This is a genomic window from Paenibacillus sp. FSL K6-1096 (assembly GCF_037977055.1).
Lineage (GTDB): Bacteria > Bacillota > Bacilli > Paenibacillales > Paenibacillaceae > Paenibacillus_AQ.
Window position 1 is genome coordinate 6,519,403 of sequence record NZ_CP150274.1, and the last position, 26,417, is coordinate 6,545,819.

A 26,417-nucleotide genomic window follows, 5' to 3' on the forward strand; every position below is an offset into this window, starting at 1 on the left:
ATAACAAAAATCACGGCCGGAGTCCGCAAAAAAAGTACAGGCCTGCGAAGGCCGCCCAAACTGGGCTGGAGCAGGTGTTTCCCGCCGGCTTTCCTGCATATCATGGTAGCACAACGGATACGGATTCAGGAGGCTGCCATGATTGAGATCAGTTTATGCATGATTGTCCGCAATGAGGAGCACAGCCTGCCGCGCTGCCTGTCGTCCATAGGCAGTCTGGCCGATGAGCTGATCCTGGTGGACACGGGGTCAACCGACCGGACCAAGGAGATCGCTGCTTCTTTTGGAGCTGTCATCTATGATTTCACCTGGATCGACGATTTCGCGGCGGCCCGTAACTTCGCCTTCAGCAAGGCGACCCGGGAGTATATCTTCTGGCTGGACGCGGATGACTATCTGACGGAAGAGGACCAGGAACGGTTCAAGCTGCTGAAGCAGTCGCTGCCGGGAAATGTGGACAGTGTGAATATGCAGTATAATCTTGCTTTTGACGGGGAGGGGAAGGTGGTGACCTCCTTGCGGCGCAACCGGCTGGTCCGCCGTTCCTGCGGGTTCAGGTGGATCGGTCCGGTGCATGAGTATCTGGAGGTGTACGGCCCGTCACTCAGCAGTGACGTCTGTGTTACCCACCACAAGGATAAAGAATACACAGACCGCAATCTGCGCATCTACCGCAAACGGGCGGAAGCCGGAGAGCGCTTCTCTCCGCGGGATCAATTTTATTATGCGAATGAGCTGCGCGACCATGGACTCCATGCGGAGGCCTGCGAATATTATGAGCAGTTCCTTGGCGGGGGGCAGGGCTGGGTGGAAGATAATATTCAGGCCTGCCTGCGCCTCGCGGAATGCCGGGAGGCCATGGGCGATCCGGAGGCCGCATACACAGCCTTCACCCGGACTCTGCAGTATGACGCGCCGCGTGCCGAGTTCTGCTGCCGGATGGGAGCCTGGCTGGTGGAGAAGGGCCAGCTTCAACCGGCGGTCTACTGGTATGAGCTGGCACTGAAGCTGCCTGCACCGAACGAATCCATGGGCATGAAGAATGAGGCCTTCTCCACCTGGATTCCGAATCTGCAGCTCGCCCTCTGCTATGACCGGCTGGGCCAGCATGAGCGGGCGAATTGGCATAATGAGACCGCCTTGCTTCAGCAGCCGGGCCATCCCAGTATGCTGTATAACCGGAAGTACTTCCAGAAGCTGCTGGGCGCGAGATATGTCTCCCTTCAGCCCTGAGCCGCAGGCCCGGCCAGCAGGCCGGGCTCGCTGGTGCGGATGAACTCCAGGATTTTGTCATAAATAATCCGGTGACCCTCGCGGTTGGGGTGGATGCCGTCCCGGCAGATGAACCGGGTGTAATCCGGCTGCTGCAGGAATGCGCCGCGCACATCGATGATCTTCGTCCGGGTAACCTCGGCCACCTTGAGAATAGCGGAGTTGTAGCGCTCCTGCCACCAGTAGATCTTGGTCACACTGCCCAAGAACTTCATAATGTTCGCCTCAGCCTCAGGCTGGTTGCCGCTGACCCATTTGAAGTAGTTGTCCGCATTCAGCGGAGGCAGACTCATCAGAACAGGGGTAATGCCCTGGTTCTTCAGGAAATGAATCATATCAAGCAGCATCTGCTCAAAAGCCGGAAAATCGGTCTTGGGCCGGTGATCGGCCTCAGGGTTACTCGCAATCTCGCCCCAGTGATAGTCACAGTCATTGCCGCCGTATTCAATCAGCACCACATCCGGCTTCTCCTTCAGGACATCCCGCTTCAGATTGCCGAACCCCTTCATCAGCGTATTGCCGAATCTCGCCGTATTGCGCATAGCCCCCTTAAGCTTGCCCTGAAGCATAGAGACATAGTTATCTTCAAGAATGACGTATTTGCTTCTGGACTCATCATAGACTACTCCCTTGGAAATAGAGTCGCCGCTGACCATGTAGTTGAACCCGGACCCTGTCTCAGGGCCTTCCTTGTGTTGCTCACCCGTATTCATTGAACCGCCTCCGATAACCCTAGTGTAGATAATTCAAGTGTAAACCATACGCCGGGCCGTGCCTATGTACAGATGTCATGGATTCATGTGATGCGGTGATGCCTTTTGCAGCAGCATGCTGTTAGTCCAGTCAGCAGGAAAAATTCTCCATACAATAGAGGAGAGTGAATTTTGTTACTGGGAGGTAGTAGAATGCCCCAAATTATTGATTTCAGCAAAAGCGCCATCACCAGCTTCAGCCAATCGATATCCACAGCGATTCCCGCCGCTCCCGCCAGCTATGCGCTGACTGAATTCGGGCTTGCGACAGCAGTGGGGGGAAATGTTCTGCTGAGTGCTACGGTTGGCGTTCAGACTACACTTGGCACACCCAATCTGCTGCTCACGATTCTGCGCTCCGGCACACCGGTGTTCACGCTGCTGGCCACAGCGCCGGTCACAGGCCAGTTTGACCCCCTGAGTCTCTCTTATGTGGATTCCAATTTTCCGGCCGGGTACTTCGCTTACACGTTAACGATCTCGCAAGTGAATTCCATTGCCTCTAACTCCGCGATCCTGGTAGGTCCTGTAGGTTTCTCGGGCCTCTCGCTGGTGTAAGCCATGGCAAATATCATCGATTTCGGCAAAAGTGTTCCTACCAGCTTCAGCCAAACGGCTTCACTTCCCGTCAGGAGGCTGCCAAACAGTACGATCCTGGGCCAGTTCGGAGTGTCGGTTGGAACGAATGGTCTAGTCCTGCTTGAAGCAACGCTTGGCCTGGACAGCAATACGGCAAATGCAGCGGATGTTATTTTTACCATTGCGCGCAATGGTGTACAGGTCTACACAGCAAGATACAGTTCATCGGGCACGGTTAACTATGGAGCGGTACAACTAACGTTTACAGACAGCGGGATTGCGGCCGGGTATTATGGTTACGCTCTTGTCGCCTCAGCCACCGGCAGCGGGAATTCGCCGCTGATCATTGGACCGCTGGTCTTCTCGGGGCTGTCCATTTCCTGATGTCTTTGCCGGGGAATTTTTGATTCCCCGGTTATTTTTCATGCAGTAATAGTGTATGCTCATTGGACAAAGAAAGTTATACATATAATGGGAATTGGAGAGGTCTGCGGCGAGGAAAGGAGGAGAGAAGGAGAACCAGTCAAGAAGGAGCTATCTTCCAAAAAACAGGGGAGGAGTATGGAGCTTATGCCCTATACCACGGGAGCGGTCTTCAATCCGCCCGCCGGAAGCACGCATATCGACCGGATTCAGATTTCCTGCCTGAATGATTCCATTGTGGTCGCGATTAATGTCAATCTGCAGATTTTTCATTTTCTCGGCAGTACGTTTACACGGGTCGCTGTAGGAGAGGCGTTATTTCAAGTCAATCCGCAGCAGCTGGTGGTGCAGACCTACTCGGTTAATGCGGCGAACTTCTATGAAGCCCAAATTAACTTTTACAGTGCGGTCAATACGATTGTGAATGTGTTTGCCCTTGATGCCGCAGGCAATATCATCGCACAAATTCTTCAGCCAGAGCTTACATACATTGACCGGGTAACCGTTCTTAACTCTTGAAGCGGGGGGATATTTATTGGCGGCGAATGTCAACATTACAGCCGGATTGCCGGGCAATCATTTCGAGCCTTCAATCGCAGTGAATGAGCTGGACCCCAATATTCTGTGCGCTGTGGCGGTTGATTCCAGCACCGGAACTGCATTGACCGGCTTCTACCGGTCGGTTGACGGCGGGGCCACCTGGTCTTCTACGATTCTGCCGCAGGCGCCGGGATTCATGAGTGCGGAAGCACCGACTATTGATTATACGTTTCCGAATACATTTATTATAGCTGTCCATTATTTTAACGACTTCAATGACGGGACTATCGCCACCTACACTACGTTTGACAATGGAGTGACGGTTAATCCGCCTGTTATCGTCCAGCGGGGATACGGACTATATGTCCATAATGACGAACCTTTCCTGGCGGTGGACCGTTCTCCTTCCAGCCCTTACCGGGGCAATGCATACGTGGGATATACGCCGCTGTATTATCTCGGAACCAACGCTGCGATCTTCTTCCAGCGTTCGCTCGACCAGGGACTGACCTGGGAATCGCCGCAGCGCATATCCGATCCCAGAGGAGATCTGGAGCGGGCGGCACTGATTGTCGGACTGGCGGGCGAGGTCTACGTGGGCTATATCCAGCTCGGGCCGGGCCCGAAATATGCGTATATCCGGGTCTCCCAGGACGGCGGGGTTACCTTCAATCCCCCGGTCACGCGGGGAGCCACCTTCCTGGCCAGTACCGTGCCGGTGCCAAGCCCGCTGCCTGTACCGAATTACAACTTCCGGGTCCAGACCAATCTGGCGCTTGGGGCAGACATCTCCAATGGTCCTTTTGCAGGGTTTGTCTATGCAGTGTGGAATGACTTCCGGCTCGGTTATGCCGATATCTTCTTCTCGCGCTCCCCGGATGGCCTGCTGTGGTCCCAGCCGGTAAGCATCACCGGCGCTCCGGCCGGGTCACAGAATTTCTCACCCTCCATCACCGTTGCTCCCGCAACGGGTACGATACGGGTGATCTATTATACGAACCGGCTGGACGGGTTCCTGCTGGATGTGTTCGTGGCAGAATCCAGCGACAGCGGCTTGTCCTTCGCGAACCGGAGAGTCTCGGATGTATCCACCAATCCTAACGGCACTTCCCCGACTCCTACCGACCTGATCGGCGATTACATTACAGCGGCTACCATCTTCCCGGATACGCTGGCTGCGGTATGGAATGACACCCGTCTCGGCAAGCAGGATATCATCTTCGGGAATTGAGCTTGGGTTATACAGGCACAGACATAGAGAAGAGGTCAGCCCGATCCGTAATCAGGCCAGACCTCTTCTTTCGTTCCTCTTGAACCGCAGATTATGGCTTGCGTCCTCTGGATTTCATTCGCTGCAGCAGCGCGGTTGAGGATGAAGCCTTTGCGGGAGCGCCCTTAAAGAAGGTGGCTGTCACCTCTTCCATCATGTTGACACTGTTCTCCCAGGTCCACTCCAGCGAATCCGCCTCTCCCTGTGCCGCCAGCCGGTTCCGCAGCGCCGGCTCTTGAATAAGCCGGATCACATCGGCTGCAAGCCGGTTTTCGTGCCGGTAGGACAGCAGGCAGTTCTCTTCATGGCGGGCGTACTCCAGATTGCCTCCAGAGTAGACGGACACCAGAGCAGCCCCGCAGCGCATAGCCTCAAGTCCCGGCAGCGAGCCTGTATCGAATATGCTGGAGCTGACGAAGATATCGGCACAGTTGTAGTGATAGCACAGCTCCTCGTCATTGGACGGGGTGAAGAAACGGTATTTGCCGCTGGCCTTCATCTCCTGCAGCCAGTCAGAGGTATAGAATTCATCCGGCGGGCTGATGAAGTTGATGTTCACCCACGGGAGATTCTGCTTCACGATTTCGAGCTGCTGGATCAGGTAATCCTGGTCGCGGTGCCAGGAGAAGCCATACTCTACTTTGCGCAGAATGGCGGTTATATTCAGCGGCTCCTGCAGCCTATGGCGGATCTGCATGTTTCTGAAGGACGAGCTGATGCCTACGGGGACAATGCGGCCGCTGATGCCATGTCCCAGCTCTATCAATTCCTGCTGCCACCGGGAGAGGACGATCAGCTTGTCAGTGCTATGATAGGTGGGAAAAGAGACCTCGCTGCGCGGCAGAAACATCGGCTCATAGCAGAGGGACAGACGTACATGGAGGCCTTTGCCGTTCTGGCTTGCCGCCTGGGATACCGGAACCGTTGTGAAGAAGTTGGAAACGATCATATCGCTGACCGGAAAATCGGATTCACGAAGCATCGTATAGTCAGTAATCAGCAGGGTGGAGTGTACATTATAGGATACCTGCCCTCCCAGCGGCATGACGATCACCACCTGGTGGCCCCGCGCGGTGAGGCCATTCGTCAGCTCTACGAGCATCCGCTGTGCGCCGCCATGGCTTAAGGTGAGAATGGGGAAAGTGAACCGCACTTATGATCCCTTCCTTTCTATCGAAATCCTAGCTTGATTAGCACGCCGGATATGCTATTTTATTCCATTTTCAGTGAAAAGGACTGGGGGAAACGGGACTTTTATCTGCCTTCACGCCTCAGCCTTTGGAATTCTATGAATTAGTCTCTATAATGAATAATGACGCTTACATAGACATGCACACAGGAGGAATAAAGATGAACGCAATAGAGCAACGCAAGCTGGAGCTTCTGCAATGCCTCACCAATCCTACGCTGGACCGGGAGACGGTGGATGAATTCTGGAATGACCGCCTGGCTGAAGATGAACAGCACCCGCTCGATATTACCGTGACTCCGGAGCCAGTGCCCTATCCCGGTATGAAGGTCAGCAAGGTCAGCTTCATGGGGTATGCAGAGACGGTGATCCATGCCTGGTATATTCAGCCTGCTTCAGATGCTGGAGAAGGGGAGGGACTGCCATGCATTGTCACTTTCCCCGGCTACACCGGAGACCGGGGGTATCCGGAACGGTACGCCCATTTCGTGCTGCTGGGATATGCAGTGCTGGCTGTAGATGTGCGGGGACAGCTTGGCGAGACCGGCAATCTGCTGCCGCAGGAGCATGGTGTAACCAAAGGCTGGATCACCCAGGGACTGCTGGACAAGGAGCAATCCTATTACCTGGCGCTCGCCATGGACACTGTGCGGGCGATAGAGACTGCCGCCCAGCTTCCGGGCGTGGATGCCGCGCGCATTGCCATTACCGGGGCCAGCCAGGGCGGAGGCATTGCCCTTCTGGCCGGTGCGCTCAGCAGCTGCGTAGCCGCCGTTGCGGCTGATATTCCTAATCTGTGCCGGCTGGACTACGGCGTGCTGAATTCAACCAGCTCGCTCACCGAGATTGCCGATTATCTTAAGCGTTATCCCGAGCATCTGGAGCTTGCCCTGGAGAACCTGGCCTATTTCGATATTGTAAACCTGGCTCACCGGTTCACGGTGCCAGTGATGATGTCCGCCGGGTGGAAGGACACGGTCTGTATGCCCGAGGCCATATACGCCGCCTATAACCGGATAGAATCCCCTAAGCAGATGCGGGACTATCCGTTCTCGGGGCATGAGGTGAGCGAGTATCAGCGCAGGGAGACGGCACTCTTTTTCCAGGAACATCTGGGCTCCCGGTAGAAGCCATTAAGCCGTGAAGCTGATTAGCTGCCGGTGAATGGTGTGAAGATGATAGTAGGACTGCTTGGCGGTCTAAGCTCGGGGAGGAATGAAGATGGACGAACATACGGATAAGCTTCCGGCAGCCCTGCTGGTGGAGAACTTCGAATATGACCGGAAGAATGAGGAGCTGGTGAAGAAGAGCTTTTGGAGCAAAACCAGGAAATTCGCCGGCAAAATTCCGTTCACCAGAGAAGCGGTAGCCATGTACTATTGTGCACTGGATGCCAAGACCCCGTTATGGGCCAAAGGCATTGCTTTCGGCGCGCTGGCCTATTTCATATCACCCATTGATGCCATTCCCGATGCACTGGTCGGACTGGGCTTCACGGATGATGCCGCTGTTATCGCGGCGGGGATCAAGGCTATCGCAGGACAGGTCAAGGAAGAGCATAAGCAGAAGGCGGAGGAATTCTTCAAGGATTCTTAGAAAATGCGATAAGGCGCAGGGATGCAGCGGGGTGCTGCATCCCTGTTCTGTGTCGGCTGCTACACCTCGGCATCCACGGCACGGCTGCCAACAGATTGCTGCTTCGCCTGGTATTCTATGCCCCAATCCCGCATCAGCCGGATGATCGGAATCAGTGTGCGGCCAAAGTCAGTCAATGAATATTCAACCTTCGGCGGGACCTGGTGGTAGACCTCGCGGTGAACAACGCCGTCCTCCTCCAGCTCGCGGAGCTGCAGAGTCAGCATCCGCTGGGTAATGCCGGGGCAAATCCGGCGGAACTCATTGAACCGGACAGGGGAGTCCATCATATGGTACAGCAGCACGCCCTTCCATTTGCCGCCGATAACGTCAAGGGTAAATTCAACAGGACAGGCGTGTGCCTGGCCGTCCGGGCATTCACCGAAGCCCCCTTTGCGGTTGCGCATAAGGAACACGCTCCTTAGTATCATTTGGTATACTACATCACAAAAATGTGCGTACTTCTAAATGTGTTGTATATCCATTACTATAAGCATAAGAGCAGGATATCGTCAATTCCTCACTATCAAGGAAACACAGAAAGGGAGAATAAATATGGATACGATCAGCACATCTAACACAACTGCGGCTATTACCAAAGAAAGCATTCTGGCCGCATATCAGTACAGACATGCCACCAAAGAATTCGACAGCAGCCGGAAGATCAGCGCAGAGGACTTCAACTTCATTCTGGAGACGGGGCGGCTGTCGCCCAGCTCCTTCGGCTTCGAGCCCTGGAAATTCGTGGTGCTTCAGAGCCCGGAGATCCGCGAGAAGCTGCGGCCTCATGCCTGGGGCGCTCAGAAGCAGCTCCCGACGGCAAGCCATTTCGTGCTGATTCTGGCCAGACAGCCCCGTGATATGGCCGCAGGCTCGGATTACACTGAAGCAATAATACAGGATGTACAGAAGCTGCCGTCTGAGGTTGCTGAAGGTAAGCGCAAGGTCTACGGCGCGTTCCTGAAGACCGATTTCGGGCTGGAAGGCAACGAGCGGGCAATATTCGAGTGGGGAGCCCGTCAGACTTATCTGCCACTGGGCAATATGATGACTGCCGCCGCGCTGATCGGCATCGACTCCTGTCCGATTGAAGGCTTCGACAAGGTGAAGACCGAGCAGATTCTGGCAGCTGAGGGCATTATGGACCCTGAGCACTTCGGACTGGCCTGCATGGTGGCCTTCGGCTACCGGACCAATGAGCCGCGTCCCAAAACCCGCCGGACCGCTGACCAGGTCGTAGAGTGGGTCTAATCGCAGAATACAAAAACGGATGCAGCCCGCGGGCGTCATCCGTTTCTTTTTTGTGAATGTACATAGAAGAGTCGAAAAAGTATTGAAAATTTGCTGAAAATTCTGATACGCTTAGGAGGTCGTTAATCAAGCCTGAAGGGATTCCTGCACAATGAAAATCATCCGCATTATCGCTGAAGTCGGTCTGCTGTATGTGTTCTTCCTGGCTGGAGATTATTTGCAGCGTGCGCTGCATCTGCCGATTCCGGGCAGCATCGTCGGACTGCTCTTGCTCTTCGTGCTGCTGCTGCTCAAGATTGTCCCGGTGAAGCTGATCGAGAACGGTTCGACCTTCATTCTGGCCTATCTGCCCATGTTCTTCATTCCGGCCACCGCCGGTATTATGAATCATCTGGATATCTTCAGCGGAAGAGGGCTGCTCCTGATCTGCGTACTTGTAATCAGCAGCGTGCTGACCATGGTGGTTGCCGCCCATTCCAGCCAGTGGATTGCCGGCCGCAGCGCTCTGCGGCTCACACGCCGGACGTACCGCGCCCGCAGCGTGCAAGGGAAGGGGAAGGAAGCATGAGAATTCTGCTGGCCCTTGGCTTCGTGCTGATGAATGTGGTGATCTATCTGATCATGTCCATGCTGTACAGGCGTTACCGTCTTCCCGTCCTCCTGCCCGCGCTGACCGCAACGTTCACGGTGGTTGTGCTGCTTATGGGCTTCCATATTCCTTATGAGACTTATATGATCGGCGGCGACTGGATTAACCGGCTGCTTGGTCCGGCGGTAGTCTCTCTGGCCTATCCCTTATACAAACAGCGGCATGTGCTGTGGAAGAATCTGCCTGCCGTGCTTGGCGGAACCGTCACCGGGCTGCTCGTCGGCATGTTCAGCGGTTTGCTGATGGCATCAGCCCTCGGCTTCTCCAAGCTGTATGTGCTGTCCATCCTGCCGAAGTCAATTACAACCGCTGTAGCGATCCAGATCTCCAGCAATCTGGGCGGAGATGCCTCGCTGACCTCCGTCTTCGTGATGATTGCCGGATTCACCGGAGCGATTGGCGGGCCATATATCATCAAGCTGTTCCGCATCCGCAGCGAGTCAGGCATCGGCATCGGTCTGGGTACGGCCTCCCATGCTCTTGGAACGGCGAAGGCGCTGGAATACGGTGAGCAGTCCGTGTCTATGAGCTCCGTGGCAATGACCGTATGCGCCATTGTCGGCTCAATCTGCGGACCGCTCGCCGCCTGGATCATGTACCATTAAGCCCGGGCAGAAGCTCAGCCGTTCACGCGCAGGCGGATCACATTCCAGGACGCTGCCGGAAGCTGGGCGCTGACCCGGCCGCCGTCTGCGGCAGCCGTTCCGCGGTTATGCGGCAGAACGGTTGCCGGACTTGTACGGGTATTGGCGGCTTGAAGGTCTTCATGCTCAAGAACCGTATGCTGAATGACTTCCACGCCGCCGAAGCTGCGCAGATCTACAGCCAGCTCCATGCCTTCTTTCAGATGGCGGTTCACCGCAAACACAGTAACCTCGTTCTGCTCCTCATTATAGACACTGACTGCCTCCAGATAAGGAACGTCGGTGAAATCCCGCGAATCGTATTTCGGGCTGGTAATCAGCGGGTGAAGCACCGTTCCCCGGCCGTACACGGATGCGTGCATATACGGATAATAGGTGGTCTGGAGCCACAGCGGACCGCCATTCTCCGTCATAATCGGTGCAATCACATTGATCAGCTGGGCGATGCAGGCCATTTTGACCCGGTCGGCATGCTTCAGGAGACTGATCAGGCAGCAGCCGACCACCAGCGCATCCTCCAGCGTATAGACATCCTCGAACTCAGGGGGTGCAATCTGCCAGTGCTGCTCCGCACGGCTCGACCCCTGCGATTTCCACACATTCCACTCATCAAGCGACAGATAAATCTTTTTCTTGCTTTTCTTCTTGGCCTTGATATAATCACATACTGCCGCTACGCTGTCGATGAACTGATCCATGTCGAGCGACTGGGCCAGGAAATTCGGCGTGTCTCCATCATTGTTGTTGTAATAGGTATGCAGGGAGAGGAAATCAACGTTCTCATAGGTGAGATCCAGGACGGTAGCCTCCCATTCGGCAAAAGTACTCATGTTGCTGCCCGAGCTGCCGCAGGCCACCAGCTCCAGGGAAGGATCGACCCAGCGCATCGCTTTGGCGGTCTCGTTAGCGAGCCGGCCGTATTCAACGGCGGTCTTGGCACCAATCTGCCACGGGCCGTCCATTTCGTTGCCCAGGCACCAGGTACGGAAATTATGCGGAGCCTTATAGCCATGCGAGATGCGCAGGTCGCTCCAGTAAGAGCCGGAGGGGTGATTGCAGTACTCCACCAGATTCCGGGCGGCATCGATGCCGCGTGTGCCCAGGTTAACGGCCATCATCACTTCGGCACCGGCCAGCTTGGCCCAATCGGCGAATTCATTCGTGCCTACCTGGTTCGTCTCTGTTGTCCACCACGCGAGCTCAAGAGAGCGCTTCCGCTGTTCTTTGGGGCCAACGCCATCCTCCCAGTTGTAGCCGGAGACGAAGTTGCCGCCAGGATAACGGATAATCGGCACACGCAGCGCCTTGATGGCCTCAAGCGCATCGGCGCGGAAGCCGTTCTCATCGGCAGTGGGATGCCCCGGCTCATAGATTCCGCCGTAGACGGCCCGTCCCAGGTGTTCGATGAATGATCCGTATAGTCTCGGGTCTACCTCGGCCAGCTTGAAGTCCTTATCGACAATCATTTTGGATTGAATGCTCATAGTAGAAAGCTCCTTTGTCTAAGATTAAGGTATTGGTTAATTGATTAAGCTTGTTTATGGTTACATGATACGGATTACGTGATATGCTAGGCAATATCTATTTTCAGGATTAATAAAATAACTAATTCTAAGACCGCGGAGGGGTAGTCATGTATCTAACAACAGATTCCGAATCGCTGAAGGTCTATGAAGCGCTCGCCAGTGAGGTCCGGCTAAGGATTATCGATCTGCTGAGTGTCGAGGAGATGCATATCAAGGAGATAGCCGCCCGCCTGTATCTCAGCAGCGCCATTGTCAGCTCCCATGTAGCCAAGCTGCAGAAGGCCGGTATCGTCAGCTCGCAGATGAAGCGGATTGATGGGGGAACGTATAAATTTTGCTCACTATCTGCTAATTTCTTGCAGGTTAAATTATCCGGGGCAAATTCGATTGCCCGTAAGGTGGTTGAGGTGTCAGTCCCTGTGGGGCACTACACCGATCTTGAGGCTTCTCCGACCTGCGGCATCGCTACCACGGAGAGAATGATCGGGTATTATGATGACCCGCGGTACTTTCTCGACCCGCAGCGGGTGGATGCCGGCATTCTCTGGTTCGCCAAAGGCTACGCGGAGTACAAGGTGCCGAATTATCTGTTCATGGACCAGAAGGTGCAGGAGATTGAGATCTCGATGGAGATCGGCTCGGAAGCGCCTAGTGTCAATGAGAAGTGGCCTTCGGACATCGCTTTTGCGATGAACGGCATACCGCTCGGCAAGTGGACAAGCCCCGGCGACTTCGGCGTGATGCGGGGCCGGCTGACTCCGGCCTGGTGGAGACCGGATGTGAACCAGTACGGCCTGCTGAAGGTGCTGCGGATAAATGCCGGCGGGACTTATATTGACGGCCAGCAGATTTCTGCAGTAACGATCGATGAGGTGGGCTGGCAGCAGGATCAGTGGAGCTTCCGGTTCACGGCGGAAGACAGCACCCGAAGGCGGGGCGGCTTAACCTTGTTCGGGCGCGGCTTCGGCAATTACGATCAGGATATAGTCGTTCGCGTCTATTATGAGTAGCGGTTCAAATTGAATGTTTGCAAAAGCAGTCTGCGGGTAACTATAACTAAGTAATCCAAAAACGTGCACACTTGCATAACAAGGAGGAGTTCACATGTCCAATCATTCCCACGATGAAGCAGACCTCCGCAACCGGGAGAACAAAGACGGGGATTCCCTCGCGGAACGCAAAAAAATGGAGAACGGCGTAGATATCGAACCCGAAGCCGATGACTGGGAGGCCAAACCGGCCGAGACCGCCCATCCCGACCCGCTTCCGAAGAATTAGGAAGCAAGGGTAGCGGCGGCCCGGCGGCGGGCAGCTATAAGATGGAAGAGCGTTGGGGCTGAGTGTAGTGTGCTCAGCCCCTTTACGCGCTATCTGGCACCTGTACTAGTAGAGCATCAACTTTGAACTGTAAGAATGAACCTGAGGGGTGTTAAAGGCTGAGTATGAACATCGAACTAGATATTGGGCTGATCCTGCACCTGTTACCGTTTTCTGCTCTTACATTCAAGTAGGTGATTGTATTTCCTGCAATAGAAAATGGATTACTGACCGTAAAATGAGACTCTATTGTATTTCATACAGTAGAATGTCGGGTTTTGGGTGAAAACTGGCCTTTGTTCAACATTCCATTGTACGAATCTATTTCCAAGCCTTTTTAACAGCATTCCATTGTACAAAATGCAGTTACTATTGTTCCAGCGTCTTATTCGCGCAGCATCCGAATGACTGCTGTGCGAATAAGACACTGGCTCGTTCCCGCACATCCCACAGCCCACCCCGTATACCGCACCACACCCTGCACCTCACACCGGACCCCGCACCCCGGTCAGCCCAACACCATCCCACCCGGCACCCATTGATTAGAGGTCGCAGTTAATCCATTAGTTACAACAGTTGGATTATTGACACTTGCTGATGAGAAGATGAGCTTGACGGGGGAAGCAGTTGGAAATAGTCCACTCAAATAAACGTTCTTTATACATAAACAGTAAATTGGCTCGGATTAGATGCTGTTTTTCCACTTGTTTCCCTGTAAATGGATGGATTTAAGCTACGTTTATCCACTTGTTACCTGGGGGCGTATTACTGACTAGGGCGTTTCGCAAAGATGATCTATAATAACCTCCGCCTCTAAGTGGCATACTAGCCCAAAATGAAAAATTATTGGGGCTGGAGGCGGGAACAACTGTGACACCGTTACTAATCCAGAACAGTTATAGTGTGCTGGCCGCTGTTAGCCCCTATCTGTTCTATTTTACCGTTTACTCGTTTCTGGGCTGGGTACTGGAGGGTAGTTATAATCTCTATAGTGCAGGAACCTTCCGCAAGGAAGGCTTCCTGAAGGGCCCGTTTAAGCCTATGTATGGCTGTGCGCCGCTGCTGTTGCTTGCAGCGCGTGAGCTGGCGGTTCCCTTCCCGGTCTTCCTGCTGCTGGCCCTGATCGTTCCGTCGGCTGTAGAGTTTGTCAGCGGCTGGCTGCTGAAGGGATTGTTCCACAGACAGTGGTGGGATTACTCAGGAATGCCGTTCCAGCTGAAGGGGCATATCTGCCTGAAATTCTCACTCTATTGGTGGGGGCTGTCCATAGCTTGCATCTATGCCCTGCAGCCGCTGGTCCGCATGCTGTATCTGCAAGTTCATCAGGTATGGCTGCCGCTGCTTCCCGCCGTTCTGCTGCTATTCGCGGCCGATCTGCTGTGGACCTGCCGGACCCGGCGCCGCAATGTGATGTCCAGTGAAAATAAAGTTTTAGACTGAGAAGCCTGACTTAACGGGGATTATGAGATGGAGAACAGCGGTGGGCTAAGATTTGAAAATAAAAGTCTTAGACTACCGCTGTTGTCATTGCAAATGGCTGAATAATGCTTATTTAAAATCAGTCCGGAAACTGATATCCTTGTTCGCTTCCAGTTGTTCATGCAATTGAACCAGCTTCTCGGATGCTCTCCGGTAAGCATCACTTCCCAAGAACAATTGGACAAAACTAATGTATCAGCCTTATTGAACTGGGTTCTAAATCCCCCGGGTGCTACTGCCGTAACTTTGATCCCCAGAGATGCCACATCCTGAGCGAGCACCTCGGTCAATCCCATTAGAGAGAACTTCGTGGCCGCATACACACTCCAGCCCATATGGGGAGCGAAGCCGGCAATTGAAGCAATATTGAAGATATGCCCTGAACGCTCCTTCCGCATATAGGGAAGTACACTTTGAATGACATGAATCGGACCAAATACATTGACTTCAAAATTGGATATAATTTCTTTCTGTGACAACTCCTCAACCGCACCGCCGATGCCATAGCCTGCATTATTGACGGCTACATCTATTTGCCCGAACTGCTCATACGCCTTGCTCACGGATGACTGAACCGAAACGGCCTGGGTTAGGTCAACCGCGAGCGGCAGGAATTGTCCTTCTGGTACCTCTCCCACAGCTTGCTTTAAATCTTCTATATTACGTGAAGTTGCAGCGACTCTATACCCGCGCTTAATCAATTTTCTAACCAAGGACAATCCCAACCCTTTCGAAGCACCGGTCACGTACCATACTTTAGTTTGTTGCATATTTTCCCCTCCAATGGATAATCGCTGTTGTGTAACGGGCAATGACTACAGTTCTGCCGGTACAAACCTATTATGTTCCACCCAGGCAAAATTCCGTTAGAGTATTACTCCTACATTCTTGCCTATTATTCTCATCCGCTTAACAAATACTGTGCAAGAACTTATTATGATTAAAATAGAACACTATAACGGGAGGGATGCACATGCTGGATGAAGTTCAAAAAATGTACTTTAAACAGCTGGAGCTTGCGCAGCTCGTTGAGAAGTTCTCTGGTGCAGATGGCGACCACGCTACCCCGATCTCCTCATTGCATCTGGTCCGTGACTCTCACTCCGAGGTTCCGATATGCAGAATTCAAAAACCTTCGCTATGCATTGTAGCTCAAGGTGAGAAGGTTATCATGCTCGCAGATGAGCGTTACCAATACGGGGTATCCGACTACCTGGCGGTGTCGCTGGATGTACCGATAACCGGCCGGGCTACTCAGCCCTCACCGGAACACCCCTACTTGGCGATTCGTCTGGATTTAGAGGCCACCCAAATCTTTCAGATCATGAAGGAGACGGAATTACTTCCCGGCAGCACCAATAGATATCACAGAGGGCTATTCGTAGGTAAAATGAATAATGCCCTCCTTGATGCAGCCGTCAGACTCGTAGGCCTGTTGGAGACGCCGAAGGACATTCCGGCACTTGCCCCCCTCGTGATTCATGAGATAATTTACAGACTCCTTTGCGATGATCAAGGGGATGTGTTCATGCAGATTGCCATGGCTGGAAGCAACTACGCCTCCATTGCAAAGGTGGTCGAGCGGATCAAGAGAGATTACAACCGGCCGCTGCGCATCGAAGAATTAGCTGAACTGGCGAGCATGAGCTCTTCCTCGTTATATCGTCACTTTAAAGAAGTGACCGCCATGACTCCGGTACAGTATCAGAAGCAAATCCGCCTGCAGGAAGCACGCCGCCGCCTGTTAACCGAATCTACTCATGTGGCAAATATCGCGTTTGAGGTAGGCTATGAGAGCCCCTCCCAATTCAGCCGGGAATATACGCGCCTGTTCGGCTTCTCTCCGGTAAGTGATATCAAGCGGTTCATCCAATAAGATCAATTTGCCCGTTAATTTAACGCCAGAGCCAGTCTACAACTTTATTTGCAAGGACATCTGAAGCCGCGACCTTATCGGTCCGTTGAGGCTTGGCGAAGGTTGAGGACATGGAAGCATTACTAAGAAGGCATCAATAACAGGCACTACTATGAAGGCATCTCTGGCTGTTGGCAGAAGGTGTCTTTTTCACATAGACAAGGAATACTTTGCAAAGGTGTCAAATATAAAGAATCACGGAAGATTGAAGATTGTGAATAGATACTAGGAGGAAGCTTCATGCCAATGTCTGAGTATTACCGGGAGCTGCGTGCCAAGACGGGCCCCGGGCTGCTGCTGATGCCGTCGGTAGCTGCCGTTGTCAGGGATGAACAGGACAGCATCCTGCTGATCCGTAAGAAAGATGAGACCGCATGGGGCCTGCCGGCGGGGGCTATTGAACCCGGAGAGACCCCATCGAGAGCGCTGCGCAGAGAGGTGTTTGAAGAGACGGGACTCATGGTGACGCCTGAGCAGATTCTCGCCGTATTCGGCGGCTGGAAATACCGGTATGAATACAGTAATGGCGATCAGGTTGAATACGCCGTCATAGTATTTGAATGCAGCATTGTCAAAGGTCAGCTTAGAAGTATGGACGGGGAGGCGGAGGAGCTAAGGTTCTTCAAAGAAGACGAGCTGCCTGAGCTAACCATTCCGTATCCCGCCAAGCTGTTTGTGAAGGAAGCTCCTTCTGCCCGGAAGGCGATTTTTGATTAAACGTAGAAGCATATGAAGGAGAAGGTATATTTGCATAATCAGGTGATGAGATCAAGGCTTATAAAATACAGACTGATCTACAGCGGTGCGGTAGTGCTGGCCATTGGGCTGGGCCTCGGGACCAGGGCTTACAGCAATGAGCTGCCGCCATTTATCAGCGCTCACTTCGGTGATGCCCTGTGGGCAGGGATGATCTATCTGGCCTGCCGGGTGCTGTTCATCCGGCAGCCGCTGTGGCTGGCGCTATTGCTAAGCCTGGGCTTCAGCTTCGGCATCGAGTTCAGCCAGCTCTACCAGGCTGAATGGATCGTGCAGATCCGCGCGACCACTGCCGGCGGACTGGTGCTGGGCCAGGGATTCCTCTGGGTGGATCTGGTCCGTTATACGGCCGGAATTCTATTCTGCTATGTTGTGGACCAAATCTTACAAAATTGATTCTGGAATATACCGGAGGAACAATATATATTAAGTGAGGCAAGCCCGGTATGTCATAATCTGGAATGAGACTGCCGGTCATTGGCCCAAACGCTGCCTGAGCTGGAGATGAATAACTGCAAATGACAAACAGTCTATGGATCGTATGCCTGCTGACCCTGATCATTCACACCTCAGAGACATTATCGTATTCCGTACGGTTTGCCGGAGTGAAGCTGAACAAGATTGCCATCGCTTTATCCCTGACCGGAATTATTGTACTGGTCTCCAGAACCGCCAATATGGTCCAAGCGCCATTAACGGCCAAATTCGTAGATTATGCCAAACTGGACAACAGCTTCCCGCTGCTCAACTATCTGCGGATTATTATGCTGGCCTCCTCGCTGGGAACGCTGATTGCCATCGCCTTGTTTCCGACCTTCGTGGGATTATTCTCCAGAGTCATCGCCAAGCTGGAGATTCAAGGCTCTATTCCGAAGCTTCTGACCAGTGTCACCGTCAGCCAGCTCAAGAATACGCGCAAGTATATCCGCCGGCCGAAGGTGGGGCTGAGCGGCTTCCGCTACCTGGGAATTCCCAAACGGTTCATTATCATGAACATCTTCGTGACAGCCTTCTATACCGTAGGTGTATTATCCTCTATGTATGCAGCCAAGCTGGTACCCGAGTTCAGCACGACCGCATCCCAGGCATCCGGCCTGATCAACGGGGTGGCGACAATTCTGCTCACCGTGTTCATCGATCCCCAGCTCGGAATCATCACTCATAAAGCAACGGAGAATGTGGAATACCGCGACCAGCTCGGCAAAATCTATGTGCTGCTGATGTTCTCACGCTTCCTCGGTTCACTGCTCGGCCAAGTCTTGCTGGTGCCGGGTGCTTATATTATCTGCTCGCTGGTGAAGCTGATCTGATCCTTGGGGCAGGTCACTTCGGCAGCTTCTGCTCGGCGGAACGGAGAGCTGTACTGATCTGCTGCTCCCAGCTGTACAACTGCCCGGCCATGGCCCGAAGCTCAACCATACGGTTATAGGACTGCTTCATGGCAGTTGCCGCCTTGGCGGCATCCCCGGCCTGAACAGCGGCTTTATAGCGTTTGTCAGCGTCGCTTCTCTCAGCTTGCGCTGCGGCGAACAGCTTGTTCTGAGCGGCGATCTGCTTCTTAAGCTGTACGATGGGGGCGAGGGCAGTCTTAGCCGGCTTGTTCTTTGCTGCGGCCTCAGCTCTGGCTGCGGCCAGTGCCGAAGCAGCGCTCTTCACTTCAGCCCGCGCTGCTGTGGCGGCAGGCTTAAGCTTATTCCGCTTAAGCTCAAGCAAGGTAGCATTCTTCAGATTGCTGGCCTTGCGGGCTGCGGTAATTTGTTTGCCGAGAGAAGTATACTGCTCCAGCAGCGGGGCGTGCTTCTTCTGTACCGACTCTGCCGTGGCCCGGAGCTTGGAGATCTGGGCTGCGTTCGTCGCTTGGAGCTGCTTATTCACAGCGGCAAGCGCCACACTGTTCTGCTTGCGCAATGTCTGGTTGCGCTGAAGCTCCGACTTCAGCGTGGTCTGGAGTGACGTATAGTCCGTGTACAGATTATGAATCTCGTCCAGCGCAGTATCCCACTCCGATGCGGCCATGGCTCTGGCACCGGGAGCCATCCACAGCGACAGCAGCACCAGTAACACTACAATTCTGCTCAGAGATGCCCTGGTAAAGCCTCGCAACTCTCTTGATCCTGCACATTCCTTAACTGTGAACATTCTGACTTCAACTCCTGTAATCGTCAATTTACAATAAACACAAAGAAGCACCTCCAAGAAAGGCATGAATGCCTATCCTGCGAGGTGCTTCTCCCGCTTACTGCGTTTATTGTTCCTCAACTATAACCTTGATTAGCTGGTTAGTCAAGGAAAAAGTAGAACGCAGGTTCCTATATTGGTGATAGTTTCAAATGTATGCGGGAAACAGCATACAATGGGCTCGTGAAGGTGGCGTGGAGCGAATGTAATCGAAAAACCGACCACATTGGCAGCAGCGGAGGCAAATGGAGCGAATGTAATCGAAAAACCGACCACATTGGCAGCAGCGGAGGCAAATGAACCAAATGTAATCGAAAAACCGACCACATTGGCAGCAGCGGAGGCAAATGAACCAAATGTAATCGAAAAACCGACCACATTACGCAGCAGCGGAGGCATGTAGACCAAACGCAGTCAAAAAACCGAACACATCAGGCAGCCGCAGGTTTGTGTTATGTTTCTTTGGATTTGGTCTATAAATCTAGTAGAATAAGTCTATGGTTTACAATATTGTATAATGTTCGACATCCAGTTACTCATAAGGATAGGGGATGCCAGATGCAGCTTAGACATGTGAGAATCAAAGGGACAGGCAAATATCTGCCGGAACGCACGGTAAGCGATGCAGAGCTTGACGATATCCTCGGCACGCCGCCGGGCTGGGTTAACAGAATCACCGGTGTCGGCACCCGCCGCTATGCCGGCCCGGAGGAAACCGCCTCCTTCATGGGCGCCAGGGCAGCCGAAGCGGCGCTTGCCGATGCAGGCTTAAGGTTCGAGGATATCGACTGTCTGGTCTGCACCAGCGGGACCAAGGAGCAGCCGCTTCCGAGCACCGCAGTATTCATACAGCAGGCGATGGGACAGGCGGACTCGGGAGTGCCGGCTTTTGACGTGGATGCGACCTGCCTCAGCTTTCTTGTCGGTCTTGACCTCATGTCGTACATGGTTGATGCAGGAAGGTATAAGAATGTTCTGCTGGTCGCCACTGAGATTGCATCGGTGGGGCTGAACTGGCAGGACAAAGAGAGCTCGGCGCTATTCGGGGACGGGGCGGCTGCGGTGGTCATCGGCCCCTCTGGGGAGGGGGATTCCTCACGGATCATTCACGCCTCACTCAAAACCTACAGCAGCGGAGCGCGGTATTCGGAGATTGCCGGGGGCGGGACCAGACTGCATCCCCAGAAGTATACAGCAGAGAATGCGCTACCTTACTTGTTCCATATGGATGGGCAGGCCATTTTCCGTAAAGCCTCCAAGCTGCTGCCGGATTTCATTGCTCAGATGCTGAGTGCCACCGGAAACAAGATGGACGATTTCACGCTTGTCATTCCCCATCAGGGAAGTGCCATGGCCATGCGGCTTCTGCGCAAAAAGCTGGGAATTGCCGAGGACCGCTTCCTCGACAATACAGCCGGCCACGGCAATACCATTGCCGCGTCGATACCGATGGGCCTCCACGAAGCCATCCGGCAGGGCCGGATTACGCGCGGGGACCGGATCATGCTGATCGGTACAGCGGCCGGCTTGTCTCTGGGAGGCATGATTATTGATTACTGAGCCCCGGAACATCCTGATTACCGGGGGACGCGCTCCGGTGGCGCTGGAGCTGGCCCGGCTGTTCAAGGCCGCAGGTCACCGTGTATACGCCGCTGAGAGCGCCAAGTATCACCTGTGCCGGGTATCCTCCGCCGTTGAGGCCAGCTTCCGGGTGCCGTCCCCCCGGCATCAGCCCCAGGCTTATGTCCGGCGGCTGGCTGCACTTGCGGCGGAACTGAAGATTGACTGCCTGATTCCGACCTGTGAAGAGATCTTTTATATTGCAGCAGGCCTGGATTATTTCCAAGGCTGCCGGGTGCTGTCCGCAGAGCGCAGGGTATTGGCAGGATTGCACCATAAGGGAGAATTTATTGCCATGGCCCGCTCCTTCGGACTGGCCGTCCCGGATACGGAGCTGTTAAGCAGCGCCAGTGAGTGGCAGCACGCCGTGGAACGGGCAGCCGTGAACGGAGAGCAGCGTGTCTACAAGCCTGCCTATTCACGTTTTGCTTCCCAGGTGATACTGCCCGGCATGAAGGCGCTACCTCCTGCCAGCATATCGGCCGCTACCCCCTGGGTGTCGCAGGAGTACATCCGGGGCACAGCCCTGTGCACGTACAGTGTTGTACACGAAGGCACAGTGGTGGCCCACGCTGCCTATGACAGCAGGTATCGGACCGGCCGCAGCGGCGCAAGCGTATATTTCGAGCAGCTTGAGCATCCGGGCGCGCTGGAATGGGTCCGGCGGTTCGCCGGGGCTTCCGGCTTCAGCGGGCAGATCAGCTTCGATTTCATTGAGGCGGATAACGGCACGCTGTATCCGATTGAATGCAATCCGCGCGCGACCAGCGGTATTCACCTGTTCACACCGGAGGAAGGGCTGACCGACGCTCTGCTTAATCCCGGCAGGCTGGTACAGAAGGGAGAGCTTGTGCGTCCGCGGACATCCCGCACGGCCATGCTGACGCTGCCCATGCTGGGCTGCGGGCTGAAGCCGGGACCCGGGGGCCTCCGCAGCTGGCGGAAGGCTATGGCAGGTGCTACTGATGTAGTCTTCCGCAAGGATGACCTTCGTCCGGCTCTGGAGCAGTTTCGCGTGGTGTACTCTGCACTCAGGACAGCGCGGCAGCACCGCATATCCCTTACAGAGGCGCTGACTGAAGATATAGAATGGAATGGTGAAGCATGACCAGAGCACTGGTAACCGGCGCGACCGGATTTCTTGGACGGCATACCGCCCGCAGGCTGGCCCGGATGGGCTGGGAGGTGTATGCACAGGGACGCAACGCAGAGGCAGGGCGGCAACTGGAACAGGAGGGCTCTGTATTCCTCCCCGGCGATTTGCGTGATTCCGAACGGGCAAAGGAGTTTTGCCGGGGAATGGATGTCGTGTTCCATTGTGCGGCATTGTCCTCGCCCTGGGGCAAGTATAAGGACTTCTATACAAGCAATGTGGACGCAACAAGCTATATTGTGGAAGGGTGCAGGCAGCACAGTGTCGGGCGGCTGATTCATATCTCTACGCCCAGCCTGTATTCCACCCGCAAGGAGCGCTTAGGTATCCGGGAGAGTGATCCGCTTCCCGGGCGGTCCGCCAATGCGTATGCGGCAACGAAGCTTATCGCCGAGCGGGTGGTCGGGGAGGCCGCGAGAGAGGGGCTTACCGCCTTCATGCTCCGGCCGCGGGCCATCTTCGGCCCGATGGACAATGCCCTGTTCCCCCGGCTGCTGGCGGCGAATCAGAGCAAAGGGGTTCCGCTGCTGGACGGCGGCAGAGCCAGTATAGACGTCACCTGTGTAGACAATGTAATCGATGCTATGCTGCTCTGCTGGGAGGCGCCGCTCTCCGCCGCAGGGAGAGCCTACAATATAAGCAACGGTGAGCCGATCATGTTCAAAGAGCTGGTCACCCGGCTGTTCGCCCTGCTGGAGCTGCCGCTGCGCACCCGAAGCCTGCCTTATGCGGCAGCGGATGCTATAGCAGCGGTAATGGAAGGTATCCACCGGATGCTGCCGCTGCTGGGCGAGCCGCTGCTTACCCGCTATTCGGCCGCTGCGCTCGGCGTATCCCAGACGCTGGATATCTCGCTTGCGAAGGAACAGCTTGGCTATCACCCGCGGGTAACAACAGACGAAGGGCTCCGCGCCTTCGCAGAATGGTGGAGGGAACAGCAATGATTACAGAGATTCCGGTAGAGTTATCCATCCTCTCTGCAGGGTACTGCCTGCATCCCGAGCGGCTGACGCTGCGGGGCGGCTCACTGAAGCCGGTGGCCTTCCCGGCCGGCTATGCCCTGATCCGGCACCCGGAGCACGGGCCGATTCTGTTCGATACCGGCTACAGCGCGCGTTTCTTCCAGGAGACCGCCCGCCTTCCGGCCTCGCTATACCGCAGAATTACCCCGGTGGTGTACAGGGAGGAAGAGAGTGCGGTGCGGCGGCTGCAGGAAGGCGGCATCGCCCCGGGAGATGTGCGTTATGTGGTGCTGTCGCATTTTCATGCCGACCATATCGGAGGTGTGCGCGATTTCCCGCAGGCGCAGTTTATTTATCTGCAGAAGTCCTATGATGCTGTGAGCGGGCTGGGACCGGTCCGGGCGACGAAGGCCGGGTTCCTGCCGGGGCTGCTTCCGGAGGACTTCAGCCTCCGCTCACTGCCTGTAGATCAAGCATCAGCCAAGTGCCCGCTGCCGGAGGGGCTGCCCTTCACCGAGGCTTATGATCTGCTGGGGGACGGCAGTCTGCTGGCGGTAGAGCTGTCGGGCCATGCTGCCGGCATGATCGGGCTGTTCGTGTCTACCGCAATGCATGACTATCTGCTCTGCGCCGATACCGTCTGGTCCAGCCGGGCGTTCCGGGAGAACCGCAGGCCGCATCCGGCAGCGGGGATCATTATGTCCAGCCGCGCAGAATACCGGCTCAATTTCGAACGGCTGTGCCGGATTCATGAAGAGCTTCCGGCATTGCGGATTGTGCCCAGCCATTGCCGGGAGGCGCTGGCGCTCTGGGGGACGGGGCGTGTGAAATGAAGCGGATCAGACTGATTATTACCCATTATGTGCTTACCCGCTGGAGCAGACGCTGGAAGAACCGGGCAGCGCTGGAGCAGTGGCAGGAGAAGCGTATCCGGCGTCATGTAGATAAGGTGCGGCAGCGCTCGAAGTTCTACCGGGAGCTGTGGGCCGGCATTCCAGCTGAAGAATGGCGCAGCTTCCCGATCATCGGAAAAACACAGATGATGGACAACTTCGATCAGCTGAATACGGCAGGCATCACGAAGGAGCAGGCCTTTGCTGAGGCCTATGCTGCCGAGAACAGCAGAAACTTCAAGCCTACGCTGCAAGGCGTTACCGTCGGGTTGTCCTCGGGAACCTCCGGCAACCGGGGGATTTTTCTGGTTGATGAAGGAGAGCAGGCAGCCTGGACGGGGACCGTGCTGGCCAAGCTTCTGCCGGGCGGGCTGTGGCAGCGGGCGAGAATCGCCTTCTTCCTGCGGGCCAACAGTAATCTGTACGAATCTGTGAAGCAGGGACGGCTGCAGTTCCGGTATTTCGATCTGCTGGAGCCGCTGCCGCAGCTGCTGGCCCGCATGAATGAATATCAGCCGGATATTTGGATTGCACCGCCGTCCATGCTGCGTCTGCTCGCTGAGGCGCACAATTCAGGCACACTGAAGCTGCGGCCCCGCAGAATGATTGCGGTCGCGGAGGTGCTGGACCCGCTTGACCGGCAGCAGATTGAGCAGACCTTCGGGCAGAAGGTGCATCAGGCCTACCAGTGCACGGAGGGCTTCCTCGGTGCAACCTGCAGCCACGGGACGCTGCACTTGAATGAAGACATTGTACATATCGATAAAGAGCCGCTGGACGAAGCGTCACGCCGGTTCGTGCCGGTCATCACCGACTTCTCCAGAACGGTACAGCCGATCATCCGCTACCGGCTGAATGACATCCTGACCGAGGCGGCGGAGCCGTGTCCGTGCGGCTCGCTGTTCACCGCCATTGAACGGATCGAGGGCCGCTGCGATGATATCCTGTATCTGCCCCATACGGCAGACGGCACGCTGGTTACAGTATTTCCCGATTTCATTACCCGGGCTGTGCTGGCCGCTTCCGCCGACATCGAGCATTACAGGGTCATCCAGCATAGCCCGGAGGAGCTGGAGGTCTCATACCGCACCCGGACCGGCACTGACGAAGCTACGGAGCAACAGATAACCAGGGAACTGGAACGCTTGTTCACCAGGCTGTCCTGTACGCCTCCGCAGTTGACTTTTACCGCCTATAGCTTCGAACCGGGCAGCCGGAAGCTGCGCCGGGTGGAGAGGGGCTGGAAGCCGTGAGCAGCAGAGTCGTACAGTATGACCGTGATTCACTTGCCCGGCTGGAGTGGCCGGATACTGCTTATGGGCGATACGCCCGGGAGTATCTTACACCTCTGCTGGAGCGCGGAGCGCAACCTTTTATTGCCAATGTGAGTACAAAGATTAAGGTGCTGACCGTTGACGGGCTGCCTGTTCCAATAACCATTAACGACACAGAATATGATAATTCCTATGTATGCTCACCCTATACTCACTATGTCAGCTATGCCCGCGAGGAGCTGGCCTTGCTGAATAACCGGCTGCTGGAAGGGGGCTTGTCGCTTCTGCTTAAGGGGATGGGCTGGCTTCTGAGGCGGGCCCGGTTCAACAAGGTGATTCAGATCAACAACTGGCTGCTGTCCACCAATCTCTATCCGGCGCTAAGCGGAGAGCAGCTGACGGCAATTCTGGAGTTCCTCCGGCGCGAGTATCCGGGCTATACTCTGATCTGCCGTTCATTAAGCCGGGAGACTTCAGGTAAGCTTATAGACAGCCTAATTAATTACCGTTGCAAGCTGGTCCCCAGCCGGCAGATCTACCTGCTCTACCCGGACAGCTCAGGCTCAAAGGCCAGATGGCTGCTCAAACGCGATATGGGCCTAATAGCGAAGCAGGACTACACCGAAGTGAGTCCGGATGAGATCACCCTGGAGGATATCCCCCGGATTGTGGAGCTGTATAAGCTGCTGTATATCGATAAATACTCAGCCCATAATCCGCAGTTCACCGAAGCCTTCATTGCGCTCGCGCTGGAGCGGCGGACCTTACAGGTCTACGGGCTGCGCAAGGAGGGCAGGCTGGATGCGGTGCTGGGCTTCTATGAGCGGGAGGGTGCAATGACGGCGCCTCTGTTCGGGTACGATACCGGCTTGCCCCAGTCCGTGGGGCTGTACCGGATGCTGTCCGCTGTCCTGATCAGGCTTGCCGGAAGCGGAGGGCTCCTGCTGCATGAGAGCTCTGGGGTAGGCCAATTCAAGCGGAACCGGGGGGCAGCCGGCGCGACGGAATTTTCGTCGGTGTATGACCGGGGTACTTCTCTGCTGAACCGCTGCGGCTGGTCCTTCCTGGAGCTGCTGCTCCGGCGGATCGGGATGCCGCTGATTCAGAAGCTGAAGCTGTAGGTTGTAGCAATGACAGTAG

General features: G+C 55.0%; 29 protein-coding genes. 23 read left to right on the forward strand and 6 right to left on the reverse strand.

Annotated elements, in window-relative coordinates:
* The first annotated feature begins 138 nt into the window (after nucleotides 1-138).
* The gene (locus MHI24_RS28465) at nucleotides 139-1,233 is read left to right on the forward strand and encodes a glycosyltransferase family 2 protein (RefSeq protein ID WP_340022924.1); all 1,095 of its coding nucleotides are present in this window, start codon (nucleotides 139-141) and stop codon (nucleotides 1,231-1,233) included.
* Here the strand turns inward: MHI24_RS28465 and MHI24_RS28470 are convergent.
* The gene (locus MHI24_RS28470) at nucleotides 1,224-1,985 is read right to left on the reverse strand and encodes an SGNH/GDSL hydrolase family protein (RefSeq protein ID WP_340022925.1); all 762 of its coding nucleotides are present in this window, start codon (nucleotides 1,983-1,985) and stop codon (nucleotides 1,224-1,226) included. The genes MHI24_RS28465 and MHI24_RS28470 overlap by 10 nt on opposite strands.
* Nucleotides 1,986-2,177: 192 nt before the next feature.
* Between MHI24_RS28470 and MHI24_RS28475 the strand changes: the two genes are divergently transcribed.
* From MHI24_RS28475 to MHI24_RS28490, 4 genes are all read left to right on the forward strand, one after another.
* The gene (locus MHI24_RS28475; protein WP_340022926.1) at nucleotides 2,178-2,582 is read left to right on the forward strand and encodes a hypothetical protein; all 405 of its coding nucleotides are present in this window, start codon (nucleotides 2,178-2,180) and stop codon (nucleotides 2,580-2,582) included.
* A gap of 3 nt (nucleotides 2,583-2,585) precedes the next feature.
* Nucleotides 2,586-2,987, forward strand: coding sequence for a hypothetical protein (locus MHI24_RS28480; protein WP_340022927.1), 402 nt, complete (start codon nucleotides 2,586-2,588; stop codon nucleotides 2,985-2,987).
* A 186-nt stretch (nucleotides 2,988-3,173) separates the two neighbouring features.
* A complete protein-coding gene (locus MHI24_RS28485; protein WP_340022929.1) occupies nucleotides 3,174-3,545 on the forward strand; it encodes a hypothetical protein in 372 nt (123 codons plus the stop codon).
* 16 nt (nucleotides 3,546-3,561) lie between these two features.
* Nucleotides 3,562-4,797 carry an exo-alpha-sialidase gene (locus tag MHI24_RS28490; protein WP_340022930.1) on the forward strand — a complete coding sequence of 412 codons (1,236 nt, stop codon included), beginning with the start codon at nucleotides 3,562-3,564 and terminating at the stop codon, nucleotides 4,795-4,797.
* Between the two features lie 91 nt (nucleotides 4,798-4,888).
* Here the strand turns inward: MHI24_RS28490 and MHI24_RS28495 are convergent, their stop codons facing one another.
* Entirely contained in the window at nucleotides 4,889-5,989 is a 1,101-nt protein-coding gene (locus MHI24_RS28495) for a glycosyltransferase family 4 protein (protein WP_340022932.1), read from the reverse strand.
* Between the two features lie 197 nt (nucleotides 5,990-6,186).
* On the opposite strand from MHI24_RS28495, the gene MHI24_RS28500 reads away from it, so the two are divergent.
* Together MHI24_RS28500 and MHI24_RS28505 are read left to right on the forward strand one after the other, a co-directional pair.
* Complete coding sequence (locus MHI24_RS28500; protein ID WP_340022934.1) at nucleotides 6,187-7,152, forward strand: acetylxylan esterase; 966 nt, start codon at nucleotides 6,187-6,189, stop codon at nucleotides 7,150-7,152.
* A gap of 94 nt (nucleotides 7,153-7,246) precedes the next feature.
* Nucleotides 7,247-7,621 carry a YkvA family protein gene (locus MHI24_RS28505; protein ID WP_340022935.1) on the forward strand — a complete coding sequence of 125 codons (375 nt, stop codon included), beginning with the start codon at nucleotides 7,247-7,249 and terminating at the stop codon, nucleotides 7,619-7,621.
* A gap of 59 nt (nucleotides 7,622-7,680) precedes the next feature.
* On the opposite strand, the gene MHI24_RS28510 is transcribed toward MHI24_RS28505, so the two are convergent.
* Complete coding sequence (locus MHI24_RS28510) at nucleotides 7,681-8,067, reverse strand: helix-turn-helix domain-containing protein (RefSeq protein ID WP_340022936.1); 387 nt, start codon at nucleotides 8,065-8,067, stop codon at nucleotides 7,681-7,683.
* A gap of 148 nt (nucleotides 8,068-8,215) precedes the next feature.
* On the opposite strand from MHI24_RS28510, the gene MHI24_RS28515 reads away from it, so the two are divergent.
* From MHI24_RS28515 to MHI24_RS28525, 3 genes are all read left to right on the forward strand, one after another.
* Nucleotides 8,216-8,911, forward strand: coding sequence for an NAD(P)H-dependent oxidoreductase (locus MHI24_RS28515; RefSeq protein ID WP_340022937.1), 696 nt, complete (start codon nucleotides 8,216-8,218; stop codon nucleotides 8,909-8,911).
* 151 nt (nucleotides 8,912-9,062) lie between these two features.
* The gene (locus tag MHI24_RS28520; RefSeq protein ID WP_340022938.1) at nucleotides 9,063-9,479 is read left to right on the forward strand and encodes a CidA/LrgA family holin-like protein; all 417 of its coding nucleotides are present in this window, start codon (nucleotides 9,063-9,065) and stop codon (nucleotides 9,477-9,479) included.
* Nucleotides 9,476-10,165, forward strand: a complete 690-nt coding sequence (locus MHI24_RS28525) for an LrgB family protein (RefSeq protein WP_340022939.1) — start codon at nucleotides 9,476-9,478, stop codon at nucleotides 10,163-10,165. Before MHI24_RS28520 ends, MHI24_RS28525 begins: the two co-directional genes overlap by 4 nt.
* 14 nt (nucleotides 10,166-10,179) lie before the next feature.
* Here the strand turns inward: MHI24_RS28525 and MHI24_RS28530 are convergent, their stop codons facing one another.
* Nucleotides 10,180-11,688: an alpha-N-arabinofuranosidase gene (locus MHI24_RS28530; protein WP_340022940.1), complete on the reverse strand. Its 1,509-nt coding sequence runs from the start codon at nucleotides 11,686-11,688 to the stop codon at nucleotides 10,180-10,182.
* Nucleotides 11,689-11,837: 149 nt separating this feature from the next.
* Here MHI24_RS28530 and MHI24_RS28535 point away from each other — a divergent pair, with 149 nt between their 5' ends.
* The 3 genes from MHI24_RS28535 to MHI24_RS28545 all read left to right on the forward strand — a co-directional run bounded on the left by MHI24_RS28535 (nucleotide 11,838) and on the right by MHI24_RS28545 (nucleotide 14,487).
* Nucleotides 11,838-12,740: an ArsR family transcriptional regulator gene (locus tag MHI24_RS28535; RefSeq protein ID WP_340022941.1), complete on the forward strand. Its 903-nt coding sequence runs from the start codon at nucleotides 11,838-11,840 to the stop codon at nucleotides 12,738-12,740.
* A gap of 94 nt (nucleotides 12,741-12,834) precedes the next feature.
* On the forward strand, nucleotides 12,835-13,008 hold the full coding sequence (locus MHI24_RS28540; RefSeq protein WP_340022942.1) for a hypothetical protein: 174 nt from the start codon (nucleotides 12,835-12,837) through the stop codon (nucleotides 13,006-13,008).
* Between the two features lie 909 nt (nucleotides 13,009-13,917).
* Complete coding sequence (locus MHI24_RS28545; protein WP_340022943.1) at nucleotides 13,918-14,487, forward strand: putative ABC transporter permease; 570 nt, start codon at nucleotides 13,918-13,920, stop codon at nucleotides 14,485-14,487.
* Between the two features lie 20 nt (nucleotides 14,488-14,507).
* Here MHI24_RS28545 and MHI24_RS28550 read toward each other — a convergent pair whose 3' ends face one another.
* Nucleotides 14,508-15,296 (reverse strand): SDR family oxidoreductase, encoded by a 789-nt coding sequence (locus tag MHI24_RS28550; RefSeq protein ID WP_340022944.1) that lies wholly within the window; start codon nucleotides 15,294-15,296, stop codon nucleotides 14,508-14,510.
* 203 nt (nucleotides 15,297-15,499) lie between these two features.
* On the opposite strand from MHI24_RS28550, the gene MHI24_RS28555 reads away from it, so the two are divergent.
* The 4 genes from MHI24_RS28555 (at nucleotide 15,500) to MHI24_RS28570 (ending at nucleotide 18,507) form a co-directional block, all read left to right on the forward strand.
* Nucleotides 15,500-16,402, forward strand: coding sequence for an AraC family transcriptional regulator (locus MHI24_RS28555; RefSeq protein WP_340022945.1), 903 nt, complete (start codon nucleotides 15,500-15,502; stop codon nucleotides 16,400-16,402).
* Between the two features lie 279 nt (nucleotides 16,403-16,681).
* Nucleotides 16,682-17,158 (forward strand): NUDIX domain-containing protein, encoded by a 477-nt coding sequence (locus MHI24_RS28560; RefSeq protein WP_340022946.1) that lies wholly within the window; start codon nucleotides 16,682-16,684, stop codon nucleotides 17,156-17,158.
* 45 nt (nucleotides 17,159-17,203) lie between these two features.
* Nucleotides 17,204-17,593: a DUF2809 domain-containing protein gene (locus tag MHI24_RS28565; protein WP_340026824.1), complete on the forward strand. Its 390-nt coding sequence runs from the start codon at nucleotides 17,204-17,206 to the stop codon at nucleotides 17,591-17,593.
* 122 nt (nucleotides 17,594-17,715) lie between these two features.
* On the forward strand, nucleotides 17,716-18,507 hold the full coding sequence (locus tag MHI24_RS28570) for a lipid II flippase Amj family protein (RefSeq protein ID WP_340022947.1): 792 nt from the start codon (nucleotides 17,716-17,718) through the stop codon (nucleotides 18,505-18,507).
* Nucleotides 18,508-18,520: 13 nt separating this feature from the next.
* Here the strand turns inward: MHI24_RS28570 and MHI24_RS28575 are convergent, their stop codons facing one another.
* On the reverse strand, nucleotides 18,521-19,261 hold the full coding sequence (locus MHI24_RS28575) for a hypothetical protein (protein WP_340022948.1): 741 nt from the start codon (nucleotides 19,259-19,261) through the stop codon (nucleotides 18,521-18,523).
* A gap of 672 nt (nucleotides 19,262-19,933) precedes the next feature.
* Between MHI24_RS28575 and MHI24_RS28580 the strand changes: the two genes are divergently transcribed.
* From MHI24_RS28580 to MHI24_RS28605, 6 genes are read left to right on the forward strand one after another with little or no spacing between them, the layout of a single operon-like run.
* Nucleotides 19,934-20,935 carry a beta-ketoacyl-ACP synthase III gene (locus MHI24_RS28580; RefSeq protein WP_340022949.1) on the forward strand — a complete coding sequence of 334 codons (1,002 nt, stop codon included), beginning with the start codon at nucleotides 19,934-19,936 and terminating at the stop codon, nucleotides 20,933-20,935.
* Nucleotides 20,925-22,103: an ATP-grasp domain-containing protein gene (locus MHI24_RS28585; protein ID WP_340022950.1), complete on the forward strand. Its 1,179-nt coding sequence runs from the start codon at nucleotides 20,925-20,927 to the stop codon at nucleotides 22,101-22,103. The genes MHI24_RS28580 and MHI24_RS28585 overlap by 11 nt, the downstream gene beginning before the upstream one ends.
* A complete protein-coding gene (locus tag MHI24_RS28590; protein ID WP_340022951.1) occupies nucleotides 22,100-23,092 on the forward strand; it encodes an NAD(P)-dependent oxidoreductase in 993 nt (330 codons plus the stop codon). The genes MHI24_RS28585 and MHI24_RS28590 overlap by 4 nt, the downstream gene beginning before the upstream one ends.
* Nucleotides 23,089-23,943, forward strand: a complete 855-nt coding sequence (locus MHI24_RS28595; RefSeq protein WP_340022952.1) for an MBL fold metallo-hydrolase — start codon at nucleotides 23,089-23,091, stop codon at nucleotides 23,941-23,943. Before MHI24_RS28590 ends, MHI24_RS28595 begins: the two co-directional genes overlap by 4 nt.
* Nucleotides 23,940-25,256 (forward strand): F390 synthetase-related protein, encoded by a 1,317-nt coding sequence (locus tag MHI24_RS28600; protein WP_340022953.1) that lies wholly within the window; start codon nucleotides 23,940-23,942, stop codon nucleotides 25,254-25,256. The genes MHI24_RS28595 and MHI24_RS28600 overlap by 4 nt, the downstream gene beginning before the upstream one ends.
* Nucleotides 25,253-26,398: a GNAT family N-acetyltransferase gene (locus MHI24_RS28605; protein ID WP_340022954.1), complete on the forward strand. Its 1,146-nt coding sequence runs from the start codon at nucleotides 25,253-25,255 to the stop codon at nucleotides 26,396-26,398. Before MHI24_RS28600 ends, MHI24_RS28605 begins: the two co-directional genes overlap by 4 nt.
* Nucleotides 26,399-26,417: the final 19 nt, after the last annotated feature.